The organism is Azospirillum picis, assembly GCF_017876115.1.
GTDB lineage: Bacteria > Pseudomonadota > Alphaproteobacteria > Azospirillales > Azospirillaceae > Azospirillum > Azospirillum picis.
Genome location: NZ_JAGINO010000001.1, coordinates 284,770 through 298,161 on the forward strand (window position 1 = coordinate 284,770; position 13,392 = coordinate 298,161).

The window sequence follows — 13,392 nt, forward strand, 5'->3', positions numbered from 1 at the left end:
ATGGCGAACCCGTTCGATCTCTCCGGCAAGGTGGCTCTGGTCACCGGCGCCAACACCGGCATCGGCCAGGGCATCGCGGTGGCGCTGGCCGAGGCCGGCGCCGACGTCGCGGTCGCCGGCCGCACGCCGCCCGACGAGACGCAGGCGATGGTCGAGGCGCTCGGCCGCCGCTTCCTGCCGATCGCCGCCGACTTCACCAGCATCGAGCCGCTTCCCCGGCTGATCGAGGAAACGGTCGCCGGGCTGGGCCGGGTCGATATCCTGGTGAACAATGCCGGGACCATCCGGCGCGCCGATTCCGTCGACTTCACCGAAGCCGACTGGGACGCGGTGATGGACGTCAACCTGAAGTCGGTGTTCTTCCTCTGCCAGGCCTTCGCCCGCCATGTGATCGGCCGGGGCGGCAAGGGCAAGATCATCAACATCGCCTCGATGCTGTCCTTCCAGGGCGGCATCCGCGTGCCCTCCTACACCGCGTCCAAGGGCGGCGTCGCCGGCATCACCAAGCTGCTGGCCAACGAATGGGCGGCCAAGGGCATCAACGTCAACGCCATCGCCCCCGGCTACGTCGAGACCAACAACACCGCGGCCCTGCGCGCCGATGCCCAGCGCAGCGCCGATATCCTGGCCCGCATCCCGGCCGGCCGCTGGAGCGTGCCGTCCGACATGGGCGGCCCGGCGGTGTTCCTGGCCTCCGACGCGTCCGACTATGTCCATGGCACCATCCTGCCCGTCGACGGCGGCTGGCTGGCGCGCTGAGTGAACGAACGCCCCCTCCCTTCCAAGGGAGGGGGCTCCCATCCGGGGGGAAAGCACAGATGACGACAGACGTGTTCCTGACCGCCGCCGAGGTGCCGTGGCAGGATCTTGGCGCCGGCGTGCGGCGCCAGATCCTGGGCTACAACGACGCCATGATGATGGTGCGGGTGGAGTTCGAGGCCGGCGCCGTCGGCGCGCCTCACCGCCATCCGCACGTCCAGTGCGCGGTGGTGGAGAAGGGCTCCTTCGACGTCACCATCGACGGGCGCACCCGGCGGCTGAACACCGGCGACGGCTACATAGTGCCGTCCGACGTTCTGCACGGCGTGGTGGCGCTGGAGCCGGGCGTGCTGCTCGACATCTTCACGCCGATCCGCGAGGACTTCCTCGGCGAACCGGTGGCCTATGCGGCGGCGCCCGAGACGGCCTCCCCGTGACCGGCGTCGACGCGGCCGGGCGTCACTTGGTGAGGGCCGCCTGAACCGGCCGCCTGAACCGTCCACAGGTCAGCCGGCCTCACCCGGCGCGGTGAAGTAGCGCGGATAGTCCCTGCGGATGTCGGCCACCGAGATCTGCAGGTCGTCCAGATGGGCATCCAGCGCCCTGATGGCGGCGGCCGGGTCGTTGGCCGCCACCGCTTCGGTGATCGCGCTGTGTTCGGCGATCACCTCGGCCATGCGGCCGAGGACCGGCAGGGTCAGCAGGCGATAGCGGTCGATCTGGACCTTGGTCTGCTGGATCAGCGTCCAGAAGCCGGGATAGCCGGCGATCTCGGCGATCAGCGCATGGAACGCCTCGTCGGCTTGGTGGAAGCCGTCGAAATTGCGGGTTTCCTGCATTTCCCGCTGAAGTTCCAGGTTGGCGCGCAGCGCGGCGATCTGGCTGCGGGTGGCCCGCGCCGCGGCATAGCGCACCGTCGCCTCCTCCAGGGCCTTCCGGATGGCGAAGGCTTCCGGCAGGCCATCCAGCGGGATGCGGGCGACGAAGGTGCCGGACTGCGGGAAGATCTCGATCAGCCCCTCGTCGGCGAGCTTCAGCACCGCCTCGCGCACTGGCGTGCGGCTGACGCCGTAGGCCTCGGCGATCTGCTTCTCGGCGATGGCGTCGCCGGGCTTGCGCTTCAGCGACACGATCTCCGCCCGCAGGTCGCGGTAGATGCGGGAGGCGACCGTGGTCGCCCGGCGTGGCGGACGGACCGCCGGCATCGGCGCGGCGGTGCGGCGCGTCGTCGCGGAGGCCAGGCTGGCTTCAGCTTCCGTCATCGCGACCTTTTTCAACGCAGGCTCCATTCCGGCAGGCATGGAGGCGGGAGAGCGGCGTCCGCCCCCCGTCCCGCCCAGTGAGAGGGCTGGTTCGCAATCTACCCGCGCCGCTCCGCCAAGGTCAAACCCGTCACCCGGCCTTGGTGCCGCAGCCCCCGCCGCACGGCCAGCGCAGGAAGGGCGGAGGGGGCGGCGGAGGGGGCGGAGCGCTACGATTGGGCTTGCAATCAGATCTAATATATTAATATTATACCGGCAGCCGGTAGAGACGGTCCCCCAGCACGGACCCCGCCTTCTCCCCGCCCCGCTTTCCTTCCTCTTCGCAGCGTAGAGGCTTCCGATGCTTAACCCCGACCGTCTGTTTCCGAGCGACCCGACGCAGCGCGCGATCGCACGGCGCCTGTATGGCGAAGTCAGCGCCCTGCCGATCATCAGCCCGCACGGCCACACCGATCCGTCCTGGTTCGCGAAGAACGAGGCCTTCCCGGATCCGGCCAGCCTGTTCGTCAAGCCCGACCATTATGCATTCCGCATGCTCTACAGCCAGGGCATTCCGCTGGAGCAGCTTGGCGTTCCGCGCAAGGACGGCGGCGAGACCTCGTCCGACTCGCGGGCCATCTGGCGCCTGCTGGCCTCCAACTGGCACCTGTTCCGCGGCACGCCGACCTCGATGTGGCTGACCCACGCCTTCGAGACGGTGTTCGGCGTCACCGAGCGCCTGAGCGCCGCCAGCGCCGACCGCATCTTCGACCAGATCGAGGACTGCCTGCGCAAGCCGGAGTTCCGCCCGCGCGCGCTGTTCGAGCGCTTCAACCTCGAGGTCCTGGCCACCACCGAGTCGCCGCTCGACACGCTTGAGCACCACAAGGCGATCCGCGAGAGCGGCTGGAAGGGCCGGGTCATCACCGCCTTCCGTCCGGATCCGGTCGTCGATCCGGAGTTCGAGGGCTTCCGCGAGAACCTGGCCGAGCTGGCGCGCATCACCGGCAAGGACACCGCGACCTGGGACGGCTACCTCGCCGCCCTCGCCGACCGCCGCCAGTACTTCAAGAGCTTCGGCGCCACCTCGACCGACCACGGCCACCCGACGGCGGCGACCGCCGACCTGGCCCCGGCCGAGGCAGCGAAGCTGTTCGACATCGTGCGCCGCGGCGGCGCCACGGCCGAGGAGGCCGAGCTGTTCCGCGCCCAGATGCTGACCGAGATGGCCCGCATGAGCCTGGAGGACGGGCTGGTCATGCAGATCCACCCCGGCAGCTTCCGCAACCACAACGAACTGGTGTTCCAGCGCTTCGGCCGCGACAAGGGCGCGGACATCCCGAGCGGCACCGAGTATGTGCGGGCGCTGAAGCCGCTGCTCGACCGCTTCGGCAACGAGCGCGACCTGACCATCATCCTGTTCACGCTCGACGAGGACAGCTACGCCCGCGAACTGGCGCCGCTGGCCGGCCATTATCCGGCGCTGCGCGTCGGCCCGGCCTGGTGGTTCCACGACAGCCCCGAGGGCATGCGCCGCTACCGCGAGATGATCACCGAGACTGCCGGCTTCTACAACACCGTCGGCTTCAACGACGACACCCGCGCCTTCTGCTCGATCCCGGCCCGCCACGACGTGGCCCGCCGCGTCGACTGCAGCTTCCTCGCCCGCCTGGTGGCCGAACACCGGATGGAGGAGGACGAGGCGGCGGAGCTGGCGGTCGACCTCGCCTACCGCCTCGCCAAGAACGCCTACAAGCTGTAACGGCCAAGCTGTGATTGGCTTAATTTCCCTCTCCCGTCCCGGGAGAGGGAAGGGGCCCATGCGGAGCATGGGAAGGGTGAGGGGTTAGGCGCGAAGCCATCCGCTTCGGGATTCTCGGCCGCCCCCTCACCCTCCCCGTCTTCGGCGGGTCCCCTCCCTCTCCCGGGGCGGGAGAGGGAACATCACGTCTCCTTAAGGACATCCTCCATGGCATCGCTGACCATCCGCCTGCACCCCGCCGACAACGTCGTCGTCGCCGGCGCCGATCTGGCGCCCGGCACCGCCCTGCCCGGCACCGAGATCGCGACCGTCGGCGAGGTTCCGGCCGGACACAAGGTCGCGGTGCGCGCCATCGCGCCCGGCGAGCCGGTGCGCAAGTACAACCAGGTCATCGGCTTCGCCACCACGGCGATCCAGCCGGGCGAGCACGTCCACGTCCACAACATGGGCATGGGCAGCGACTTCGAGCGCGACTACGCCTTCGGCGCCGACGTCCATCCGGTGGAAATGATCCCGGAGGCCGAGCGCGCCACCTTCCAGGGCATCCTGCGCGCCGACGGCCGCGTCGCCACCCGCAACTACATCGGCGTGCTGACCTCGGTGAACTGCTCGGCGACCGCCGCGCGGATGATCGCCGACCATTTCCGAGGGCCCGCACTCGCCGCCTATCCCAACATCGACGGCGTCGTCGCGCTGACCCACGGTTACGGCTGCGGCATGGCCGGCAGCGGCGAGGTGATGGACACGCTGCGCCGGACCATCGCCGGCTACGCCCGCCACCCGAACTTCGCCGCGGTGATCCTGCTCGGCCTCGGCTGCGAGGTGAACCAGATCGACAAGCTGATGGAGGCCACCGGCCTGGAAGAAGGCGCCCGCGTCATCCCCATCGGCATCCAGGACATGGGCGGCACCGCCGCGGCGGCCCGCGAGGGCATCCGCCGGATCGAGGCGCTGCTGCCGGAGGTCAACGACGTCACCCGCCAGACCCTGCCGGCCAGCCACCTGACGCTGGCGCTTCAGTGCGGCGGCTCCGACGGCTATTCGGGCATCACCGCCAACCCGGCGCTGGGCTACGCCGTCGACCTGCTGGTGCGCAACGGCGGCACCGCCGTGCTGAGCGAGACGCCGGAGGTCTATGGCGCCGAGCACCTGCTGACCCGCCGCGCCGTCCGCCGCGAGGTCGGCGAGGCGCTGGTCGAGCGTATCGGCTGGTGGGAGGAGTACACCAGCCGCACCGGCGGCGAGATGAACAACAACCCGTCGCCCGGCAACAAGAAGGGCGGCCTGACCACCATCCTGGAGAAGTCGCTGGGCGCGGTCGCCAAGGGCGGCACCACCCCGATGACCGCCGTCTACCGCTATGCCGAGCCGATCACCGACAAGGGCTTCGTCTTCATGGACACCCCCGGCTATGACCCGGTGTCGGCGACGGGCCAGGTGGCGGGCGGCGCCAACGTGCTGTGCTTCACCACCGGCCGCGGCTCGGTGTTCGGCTGCAAGCCGACGCCCAGCCTGAAGCTGGCGACCAACAGCACGCTGTTCCGCCGGATGCCGGACGACATGGACATCGATTGCGGCGCCATCGCCACCGGCGACGCCTCGATCGAGGAGGTCGGCCGCGCGATCTTCCAGCTCGTGCTCGACACCGCGTCGGGCCGCAAGACCAAGAGCGAGGAACTCGGCGTCGGCGCAGACGAATTCGCCCCTTGGCAGATGGGAGCGGTTATGTAAGGGGATCGCCCCCTTCCGGAACCGACGACGAGCCGGCGCCATGCCAGACAGTTCCACCCCGCAAGACGGCAGAGAAGCCGGCCCCCTGCCGGCGAACGCCCCGCAGTCCCCGATCCAGCCGGCGGTGTCCCCGCCGGGCGGGCGGGGGGGGACGGGGATGGAACCGATGCGGGCGATCCTGCTGGTGGTGCTGGCCGTCGCCTTCCTGTCCTGTTCCGACGCCACCGCGAAATACCTCGCCCGGACCCTGCCGCCGGTCGAGATCGCCTGGCTGCGCTACGTCGTCTTCACCGCGCTGGTGATGCCGCTGGCCCTGCGGGGCGGATCGCTGCAGGTGCTGAGGACGGCCCGGCCGGGGCTTCAGGTGCTGCGCGGCCTGGGCATGCTGGGCTCGGCGCTGTTCTTCATCATGGCGATGCAGCACCTGCCGCTTGCCGAAGCGGCGGCGATCAGCTTCGTCTCGCCCGTCTTCGTCACCGTGCTGTCGATCCTGCTGCTGAAGGAGACGGTCGGCATCCGGCGCTGGGTGGCGCTGCTGGTCGGGCTGGCCGGCGTGCTGATCGTCATCCGGCCGGGAGCGGAGGGATTCCAGCCGGCCTCGCTGCTGCCGGTGCTGACGGCCTTCAGTTGGGCGCTCGGCCTGGTGGCGACGCGCAAGATGACGGTCCGGGAAAATCCGCTGACCACCATGGTGTGGAGCGCGCTCACCGGGCTGATCCTGCTGACCGCGCTGCTGCCCCTGCACGCCGTCTGGCCGACGCCGTGGGAGATGCTGCTCGGCGCCTTCATCGGCCTGGTCTATACCCTGGCGCAATGGCTGCTGATCCTGGCCTACCGCCAGGGCGAGGCATCGGTGCTGGCGCCCTTCACCTACGTCCAGTTGATCTGGTCGACCGCACTCGGCTTCCTCGTCTTCGGCGCGGTGCCCGACCAGTGGACCTTCCTGGGGACCGGGGTGATCATCGCCAGCGGTCTCTACACCGCGCACCGCGAAAGGCTGCGGGCGCGGCAGCGCCGCCGGGACACCGCCTGACGGCGCCGCGATCACGGTTCGGCCGGGCTGACGCCCGGCGTTCGATTGCCGGGCCGGACCCGGCGGGGAGAGGAAACATGAGCGACACGTCCAAGGGCCGCATCGCCGCGCTCGGCGAATGCATGATCGAGATGTTCCGGCGGCCGGACGGCTCGCTGACCATGGGCTTCGGCGGCGACACGCTGAACACCGCCGTCTATCTCGCCCGGCTCGGCACGCCGGCCGACTATGTCACCGCCCTGGGTGACGATTCCATCAGCGAGGACATGGTCGCCGCCTGGGCGTCGGAAGGGGTCGGCACCGGCCATGTCCTGCGCATCCCCAACCGGCTTCCCGGCCTCTACCTGATCGAGACCGACGCCAGCGGCGAGCGCCGCTTCCTCTACTGGCGCGACAAGGCGCCGGCGCGCGAGCTGTTCGCCCTGCCGCAGACGCCGGACCTGTGCGCGGCGCTGGAGGAGTACGGCGTGCTCTACCTGTCCGGCATCAGCCTGGCGATCTGGGGCGAGGCGGGCCGCGAGCGGATGTTCGCCCTGCTGGAGAGGGTGCGGGCCAAGGGCGGCAAGGTCGCGTTCGACACCAACTGGCGCCCGCGCCTGTGGCCGGACGTCGAGACCGCCAGGGCCGCCTTCGACCGCATGCTGCGCCACACCGACATCGCCCTGCCCGGCGTGACGGACCTCCGCGACCTCTATGGCGACGCCGATGCCGGCGCGGTGCTGGAGCGCGTGCGCGCCGCCGGCGCCGAGGAGATCGTGCTGAAGCTGGAGCAGCCCGGCTGCCTGGTGGTCCGCGACGGCGAGACCGTCGAGGTGCCGGCGATCAAGGTCGACACGGTGGTCGACACCACCGCGGCCGGCGACAGCTTCAGCGCCGGCTACCTCGCCGCGCGCCTGCGCGGCGAGGATCCGGCCGCCGCCGCGACCGCCGCCCACCGGCTGGCATCGGTCGTCATCCAGCACCGCGGCGCCATCATCCCACGGGACGCGATGCCGGCCTGACCCCGGACCGGCCAGCCTGAAACGGCCGGGCTGGAAACGGTCGATTTGCCGACAAGGGTGTGTTTCACGGTTCGGGCGGACTCGCTCGAACCGTGAAACACATGGGCATTCTAAGCCTTGCCGCGCTTGGCACCGGCGCCGCCGGTCGCGTCCGGCAACGGCGTGCGGCCGGTGTTGCCGGTCAGGTGCTGCGGGTCGTCGCCGGACCGCGGCGTGTTGCCCAGGCTCATCGCGTCCACCGCGCGTTCGATGCGGCCGCCCTCCTCCCGTGCCTCGGCCTCATGGCCCGACAAGTCGGCCGCCGACATGTCCTTGGCCTTGTCGATCACATGCTTCATGCGCTCGTCGTCACCCGCGGGCCGGTCCTGCCCGCTGTCCCGGTTCTGGCTGGTCATCGCCGCTCCTTTCCTTCCATCCAAGGCATCGGCGGCGATCGGTAACGGCTGTCCCGGACGGGGCCGCCCGGCCGCGATGCTCCACCCTCCGACAACCGGAACGGCGCGCCGAAGTGCGCTGCGCAGAAGGAGGGGGTCTCACGCCGCCCGGATGTCGGCCAGGAACGTCTCGATCCCGCTGCGCAGGGTCTCGGCCTGCCGCCCCAGCTCGGCGGACGCGTCCAGCACCTGTCCGGCGGCGGCACCGGTATCGACGGCGGCCTGCCGCACCTGCACGACGACCTCGCTGACCTCCTGCGTCCCCAGGGCGGCCTGCTGGACGTTGCGCGCGATCTCGCCGGTGGTGGCGTTCTGCTCCTCGACGCCGGCGGCGATCGAGGACGCGATCTCGTTGATGCTGGCGATGGTGTCGCCGATGGCGGCGATGGCATCGACCGTGCCGCCGGTCGCCTGCTGCACCGCCGCGATGTGGGTCGCGACCTCCTCCGTCGCCCTGGCGGTCTGGCTGGCGAGCTGCTTGACCTCGCCGGCGACCACCGCGAAGCCCTTGCCGGCCTCGCCTGCCCGCGCCGCCTCGATGGTGGCGTTCAGCGCCAGCAGGTTGGTCTGAGCCGCGATGCCGCGGATCAGGTCGACCACCTCGCCGATGCGCCCGACCTGTTCGGCAAGGCCGCGGACCGAGCCGGTGGTCGCCTGCGCCTGGCTCGCCGCCCGCGAGGCGATCCCGTTGGAGTCCGCGGCCTGGCGGCCGATCTCCTGGATGGAGGCCGCCATCTCCTCGGTGGCGGCGGCGACCGTCTGGACGTTGGCGGAGGTCTGCTCCGCCGCGGCGGCCGAGACGGCGGCCTGCCGGTTGGTCTGGTCGGCCAGCGCCGTCATGCCCTGCGCGGTGCGGCCCAGCACGGTCGAGGCCGCGGCCACGCTGCCGAGCGCGCCGGTCATCGCCCGGTCGAACCCGGCGATCAGCTCCTCGATCCGGCGCTGGCGATCGGCCTTGCGCGCCGCTTCCGCCTGCTGTTCCGCCTCCATGCGGCGGTTGGCCAGGGCGGCGTCCTTGAACACCTGAAGCGAGCGGGCGAGCGACCCGACCTCGTCCCGCCGGTCGGTGCCGTGGACCGCAGTTTCGAGGTCGCCCCGCGCCAGGCGCTCCATCGCCCGCGCCATGGCGGTCAGCGGCCCGACGATGAAGGCGGCGACCAGCCAGGTCAGGAGGGCGAAAGCCAGGACGCTGCCCGCCCCCGCGACGGAGAACAGGATGATCCGCACGCGGCCGGCCAGCTCGACGACGCCGGTCCGTGCCTCCTCCATCTGCCGCTCGTTGATCGTCACGCGCTGAGCGATGGCCTCGACCACCCGGCGGCGCGCCTCGCGGCCCTCCAGGCCGGAGATGCGGTAGGCCTGCCCGTCGTCGTTGGCCATGGCGAATTTCCACACCGTCCCGGTGACCGCGTCGTAGTCCTGGATGAGCTCCTTGATCCGGCGATTGACGGCGCGGCGCTCCTCGCCGTCCGCCAGCGCGACCAGCCGGTCGGCATCGGCGATCGCGTCGGCGATGCTCCGGTCATAGTCGGCCTTGAAGCCCCGGATGCGCTCGGGATCGCTGTCCAGGATCGCGTTCTTCTCGTTGACCGCCGCGTTGTTCACCGCCGCCTGCATCGCCAGCACGAATTCGAGCCGGCGTGCGATGGTGTCGGTGATCAGCTCGCTGCGGTCGGACAGACGCCCCAGGCCGTCCGCCGCCTGCCACAGAATGGCGGCGAGCACGGCGGCCAGGATGGCGATCGGCAGCGCGACCTTCCCGGCAAGAGGCAGGTTGCTGAGCCAACGTGACATCGGAATTTCCTTTCGCTCGACAGCCGGATTGCCGTAACGCCAAATATCCTCAACCGGCACCCGCTGAGGTTCTTGCGGGCTTTTTACGACTTACCCGGCCGATGGATCACTTGAATTTAATATCTATCCGGTGATTTGCGGCTCTATGGCGGCGATATGACTTTTCTGTCATCCCTATTACCTAGGGTCAGACCGTATTCTCTCGCTTGGTAATACAATCCATTTACCATTACATTGTTTCTCGTCGGCTTTTCATTTGCTGCCGAATCCAGCGCGATCCGGCTTGAAAATGCCGGATTGCTTTGCCCGCCGTGGTCGCGCCGCCCCTGCCTGAAGCAGCGGCTGCCGGTGTGGCATCTCCCGTTGCCGGCATGGGGCGTCCGCGAACCGTGAATGGCGAAACTGCTTGCCTCTCCCGCTGATATATTAGTATTCTTGTAACATCCCTTCCCCAGGAGGCTGGCCGCCATGCCATCCGACACCCCGCCGACCCTGTCGCTGCGGGCTCCCCCACCCGCACTCAGCCCACGATCGCCCGGACGCCGCGACTCGCGGCGGGGGCCGACGGCCGCCGATGCCATCCACCGCGACCTGCGGGCGGAGATCGTGTCGCTGAAGCGAAAGCCGGGCGAGCCGATCGTCGAGAAGCAGATCGCCGAGGCCTACGGCGTCAGCCGCACGCCGGTGCGCGAGGCGGTGCTGAAGCTCGCCGACGAGGGGCTGATCGAGATCTTCCCGCAGTCCGGCACCTTCGTCGCCCGCATCCCGCTGGGTGCCCTGCCCGAGGCCGGCGTCATCCGCAAGGTGCTGGAGCGGGCCACCGTCCGCTTCGCCGCCGAGCGCGCCACCCGCAGCCAGGTCGCCGCCCTGCACGCGTGCCTGGAGCGCCAGCGCGAGGTCGACGCCGACGGCGATGCCGACGGCTTCCATCAGGCGGACGAGGCGTTCCACGCCCATATCACCGAGATGGCCGGCTACCCCGGCTTCTGGACGATCATCCAGCAGGCCAAGGTCCAGCTCGACCGCTGCCGCCGGCTGACCCTGCCGGTGCCGGGGCGCATGCGCACCGTGATCGCCGAGCATGAGGCCATCGTCGAGGGCATCGCCACCCGCGACGCCGACGAGGCCGAGCGGTGCCTGATCCGGCATCTCGACAACCTGCAGATCACCGTCGACGACGTCCGCAACGCCGCTCCGCTCTATTTCTCCGGCAACCTGACCGACGGGACGGACGCCGGACCGGGGGATCCGCCATGACCGCCGCCTCCATTCCCCCTCTGCCGGATCGCCGCCGGGTCGGCGTGATCGGCCTCGGCATGGCATCGGCGCCGCACGCCCGGAGCCTCGCCGACCTCGCCGGCCGCATCGAGGTGGCGGGGTGCTTCAGCCCGTCGGCCGAGCGGCGTGCCGCCTTCTCCTCCCGCTTCGGCCTCCCGACGGTCGACCGGATCGAGGCGCTGCTGGACGATCCGACGCTGTCGGCCGTGCTTGTACTGACCCCGCCCGACACCCATGCGGAGCTGGTGGCGCGCTGTGCCGCGGCCGGCAAGCATGTGCTGCTGGAGAAACCGCTGGACGCCACCCCCGGCGGGGCGCGGGCGGCGGTCTCGGCGATGGAGGAGGCGGGCCTCACGCTGGGCGTCGTGCTGCAGCACCGCTTCCGCAGCTCGGTGGAGCGTCTGGCCGCCCTGATGCGGGACGGCACGCTGGGCCGGCCGCTGTCGGCGGCGGTGGCGGTGCGCTGGTGGCGCGATGCCGCCTATTACGCCCAGCCCGGCCGCGGCAGCAAGGCGCGCGACGGCGGCGGCGTGCTGCTGACCCAGGCGATCCACACGCTGGACGCCTTCGTCGGCCTCCTCGGCCTGCCGGAGCAGGTCGCCGCCTTCGCAGCCACCAGCCCGCTGCGGCGGATCGACGTGGAGGACGTGGTCGCCGCCGCCCTGCGCTACGGCGACGGGATGCTGGCGACGATCGACGCCACCACCGCCGCCTATCCCGGATATCCGGAGCGGATCGAGATCGCCGGCACCAACGGCTCGGCCGTCCTCGCCGGCGACCGGCTGGAGGTGCGGCTGTGCAGCGGCGAGCACATCGTCGCCGGCGAGGACGGCACCACGCTGGGCGGCGGAGCGGACCCGATGGCCTTCTCCCACCACCACCACCGCGCGGTGCTGGCCGACTTCCTGGACGCGCTCGACGAGGGGCGGCGGCCGCGGGTCGACGGCCGGGAGGCCCTGAAGGTCCATCGGCTGATCGAGGCGATCCTCGCGGCCTCCGACGGCGGCGCCACGGTCGCGGTCGGGGCGCCCTGAGGGAGCAAACTGAGGGAGCGACCTGAGGGAGGCAGCCCGACCGGGGCACCCCCGGCGTGGGCACGGCTGCGGCGGCCCGCATCCGCAGCCACCCGTTCATCGACGCGCGGTTCCGATGAGTGTCGCGGCTGCCCCAATTCCCATGGGGCCGGCTCCGCCGCGCGCTCGGTACACTGCGTGGGGCGCCAGCGTGCAGCGCCGCCACGGTGACCGGCATGAGCGATACGGACAAACTGTTCGCGGGCTCCATTCCCGCATTGTACGACCGCCACCTCGGGCCGCTGCTTTTCAGCGGCTATGCCCGCGACCTCGCCGGCCGGCTTGCCGGGCTGGAGGGCAGCCTGCTCGAAACGGCGGCCGGGACCGGAATCGTGACGCGCGCGCTGGTGGAGGCCCTTCCCGCCGGCACCGCGATCACCGCGACCGACCTCAACCAGCCGATGCTCGACCATGCAGCAAGCGCGCTGGCGGCGCCGCAGGTGACGTGGAGGCAGGCCGACGCGCTCGCCCTCCCCTTCGAACCGTCGAGCTTCGACGCCGTCGTGTGCCAGTTCGGCGTGATGTTCTTCCCGGACAAGCCGGCCGGCTTCGCCGAGGCGCGGCGCGTCCTGAGGGCGGGCGGGCAATTCCTGTTCAGCGTTTGGGACCGCATCGAGGACAACGAAATCCCGGCGGTCGTGCACGACACCATGCTGGCCTGCTTCCCGGATGATCCGCCGGGCTTCATGCGGCGCACGCCCTACGGCTACCACGACACGGACCGGATCCGCCGCGAGCTTCTCGACGCCGGCTTCCGCCATGTCGAGATCGAGACGGTGACGCTCCGCGGCCGGGCCCCGGGCGCGGACGGCCCCGCGGTCGGCTTCTGCAAGGGCTCGCCCCTGCGCCACGAGATCGAGACGCGGGACGCGGGGCGCCTCGACGAGGTGACCGACAGGCTCCGGCAGGCCCTGGCGCGGCGGTTCGGGCCGGGACCGATCGACGGCAAGCTCCAGGCGCATGTCATCGCCGCCCGACGCTGACGTCCACACGCTGGCGCCCAAGGTGCCCGCCCGCGGCGGAACCGCCCATGGACCATGGCGGCGACGCCTGCCGCCGGAAGTGGTGGCGTATCCTGCGGCCGGCCCGTGATGCGGCCGCCGGTTATCCCACTTGCAGATTCCACCGCTTTGGCGTAAAGCGCGGACACCAGGCCGGGCCCCTCTGGCAACCGTCACCGGTTGCGATGTCGGACTGGATTCACAAGGAGCGGCCCGCCTTAGCGCCTCCCGTCGTGACCGACCCCGGTTCGTCCTGTCCCGGTCTGTTCGACTCCGGTTCGCCAA

General features: G+C 70.7%; 12 protein-coding genes. 9 read left to right on the forward strand and 3 right to left on the reverse strand.

All coding sequences use genetic code 11. The features are described 5' to 3' along the window. Together kduD and J2850_RS01300 are read left to right on the forward strand one after the other, a co-directional pair. Nucleotides 1-759, forward strand: coding sequence for a 2-dehydro-3-deoxy-D-gluconate 5-dehydrogenase KduD (gene kduD, locus J2850_RS01295; protein ID WP_209977941.1), 759 nt, complete (start codon nt 1-3; stop codon nt 757-759). Between the two features lie 59 nt (nt 760-818). After that, on the forward strand, nt 819-1,196 hold the full coding sequence (locus J2850_RS01300; protein WP_209977943.1) for a cupin domain-containing protein: 378 nt from the start codon (nt 819-821) through the stop codon (nt 1,194-1,196). Between the two features lie 69 nt (nt 1,197-1,265). On the opposite strand, the gene J2850_RS01305 is transcribed toward J2850_RS01300, so the two are convergent. After that, nucleotides 1,266-2,021: a GntR family transcriptional regulator gene (locus J2850_RS01305; RefSeq protein WP_246512683.1), complete on the reverse strand. Its 756-nt coding sequence runs from the start codon at nt 2,019-2,021 to the stop codon at nt 1,266-1,268. 340 nt (nt 2,022-2,361) lie between these two features. On the opposite strand from J2850_RS01305, the gene uxaC reads away from it, so the two are divergent. The 4 genes from uxaC (at nt 2,362) to J2850_RS01325 (ending at nt 7,527) form a co-directional block, all read left to right on the forward strand. Then, nucleotides 2,362-3,762, forward strand: coding sequence for a glucuronate isomerase (uxaC, locus tag J2850_RS01310; protein WP_209977947.1), 1,401 nt, complete (start codon nt 2,362-2,364; stop codon nt 3,760-3,762). A gap of 207 nt (nt 3,763-3,969) precedes the next feature. Then, entirely contained in the window at nt 3,970-5,493 is a 1,524-nt protein-coding gene (locus tag J2850_RS01315; RefSeq protein WP_209977949.1) for a UxaA family hydrolase, read from the forward strand. Nucleotides 5,494-5,659: 166 nt separating this feature from the next. Next, complete coding sequence (locus J2850_RS01320) at nt 5,660-6,526, forward strand: DMT family transporter (RefSeq protein WP_246512684.1); 867 nt, start codon at nt 5,660-5,662, stop codon at nt 6,524-6,526. Between the two features lie 77 nt (nt 6,527-6,603). Beyond that, a complete protein-coding gene (locus J2850_RS01325) occupies nt 6,604-7,527 on the forward strand; it encodes a sugar kinase (protein ID WP_209977953.1) in 924 nt (307 codons plus the stop codon). 110 nt (nt 7,528-7,637) lie between these two features. Here J2850_RS01325 and J2850_RS01330 read toward each other — a convergent pair whose 3' ends face one another. Together J2850_RS01330 and J2850_RS01335 are read right to left on the reverse strand one after the other, a co-directional pair. After that, the gene (locus J2850_RS01330) at nt 7,638-7,922 is read right to left on the reverse strand and encodes a hypothetical protein (protein ID WP_209977955.1); all 285 of its coding nucleotides are present in this window, start codon (nt 7,920-7,922) and stop codon (nt 7,638-7,640) included. A 138-nt stretch (nt 7,923-8,060) separates the two neighbouring features. Beyond that, the gene (locus J2850_RS01335) at nt 8,061-9,755 is read right to left on the reverse strand and encodes a methyl-accepting chemotaxis protein (protein WP_246512685.1); all 1,695 of its coding nucleotides are present in this window, start codon (nt 9,753-9,755) and stop codon (nt 8,061-8,063) included. Nucleotides 9,756-10,223: 468 nt separating this feature from the next. On the opposite strand from J2850_RS01335, the gene J2850_RS01340 reads away from it, so the two are divergent. The 3 genes from J2850_RS01340 (at nt 10,224) to J2850_RS01350 (ending at nt 13,089) form a co-directional block, all read left to right on the forward strand. Beyond that, a complete protein-coding gene (locus J2850_RS01340) occupies nt 10,224-11,012 on the forward strand; it encodes a GntR family transcriptional regulator (RefSeq protein WP_209977957.1) in 789 nt (262 codons plus the stop codon). Next, the gene (locus tag J2850_RS01345; RefSeq protein ID WP_209977959.1) at nt 11,009-12,067 is read left to right on the forward strand and encodes a Gfo/Idh/MocA family protein; all 1,059 of its coding nucleotides are present in this window, start codon (nt 11,009-11,011) and stop codon (nt 12,065-12,067) included. Before J2850_RS01340 ends, J2850_RS01345 begins: the two co-directional genes overlap by 4 nt. A gap of 215 nt (nt 12,068-12,282) precedes the next feature. Continuing rightward, complete coding sequence (locus tag J2850_RS01350; protein WP_209977961.1) at nt 12,283-13,089, forward strand: class I SAM-dependent methyltransferase; 807 nt, start codon at nt 12,283-12,285, stop codon at nt 13,087-13,089. The last annotated feature ends 303 nt before the right edge of the window (nt 13,090-13,392 follow it).

Bases quoted from the DNA above. Each gene is read 5' to 3' on its own strand.
- kduD (WP_209977941.1), top strand. From the start codon at position 1: ATGGCGAACCCGTTCGATCTCTCCGGCAAGGTGGCTCTGGTCACCGGC.
- J2850_RS01300 (WP_209977943.1), top strand. From the start codon at position 819: ATGACGACAGACGTGTTCCTGACCGCCGCCGAGGTGCCGTGGCAGGAT.
- J2850_RS01305 (WP_246512683.1), bottom strand. From the start codon at position 2,021: ATGACGGAAGCTGAAGCCAGCCTGGCCTCCGCGACGACGCGCCGCACC.
- uxaC (WP_209977947.1), top strand. From the start codon at position 2,362: ATGCTTAACCCCGACCGTCTGTTTCCGAGCGACCCGACGCAGCGCGCG.
- J2850_RS01315 (WP_209977949.1), top strand. From the start codon at position 3,970: ATGGCATCGCTGACCATCCGCCTGCACCCCGCCGACAACGTCGTCGTC.
- J2850_RS01320 (WP_246512684.1), top strand. From the start codon at position 5,660: ATGCGGGCGATCCTGCTGGTGGTGCTGGCCGTCGCCTTCCTGTCCTGT.
- J2850_RS01325 (WP_209977953.1), top strand. From the start codon at position 6,604: ATGAGCGACACGTCCAAGGGCCGCATCGCCGCGCTCGGCGAATGCATG.
- J2850_RS01330 (WP_209977955.1), bottom strand. From the start codon at position 7,922: ATGACCAGCCAGAACCGGGACAGCGGGCAGGACCGGCCCGCGGGTGAC.
- J2850_RS01335 (WP_246512685.1), bottom strand. From the start codon at position 9,755: ATGTCACGTTGGCTCAGCAACCTGCCTCTTGCCGGGAAGGTCGCGCTG.
- J2850_RS01340 (WP_209977957.1), top strand. From the start codon at position 10,224: ATGCCATCCGACACCCCGCCGACCCTGTCGCTGCGGGCTCCCCCACCC.
- J2850_RS01345 (WP_209977959.1), top strand. From the start codon at position 11,009: ATGACCGCCGCCTCCATTCCCCCTCTGCCGGATCGCCGCCGGGTCGGC.
- J2850_RS01350 (WP_209977961.1), top strand. From the start codon at position 12,283: ATGAGCGATACGGACAAACTGTTCGCGGGCTCCATTCCCGCATTGTAC.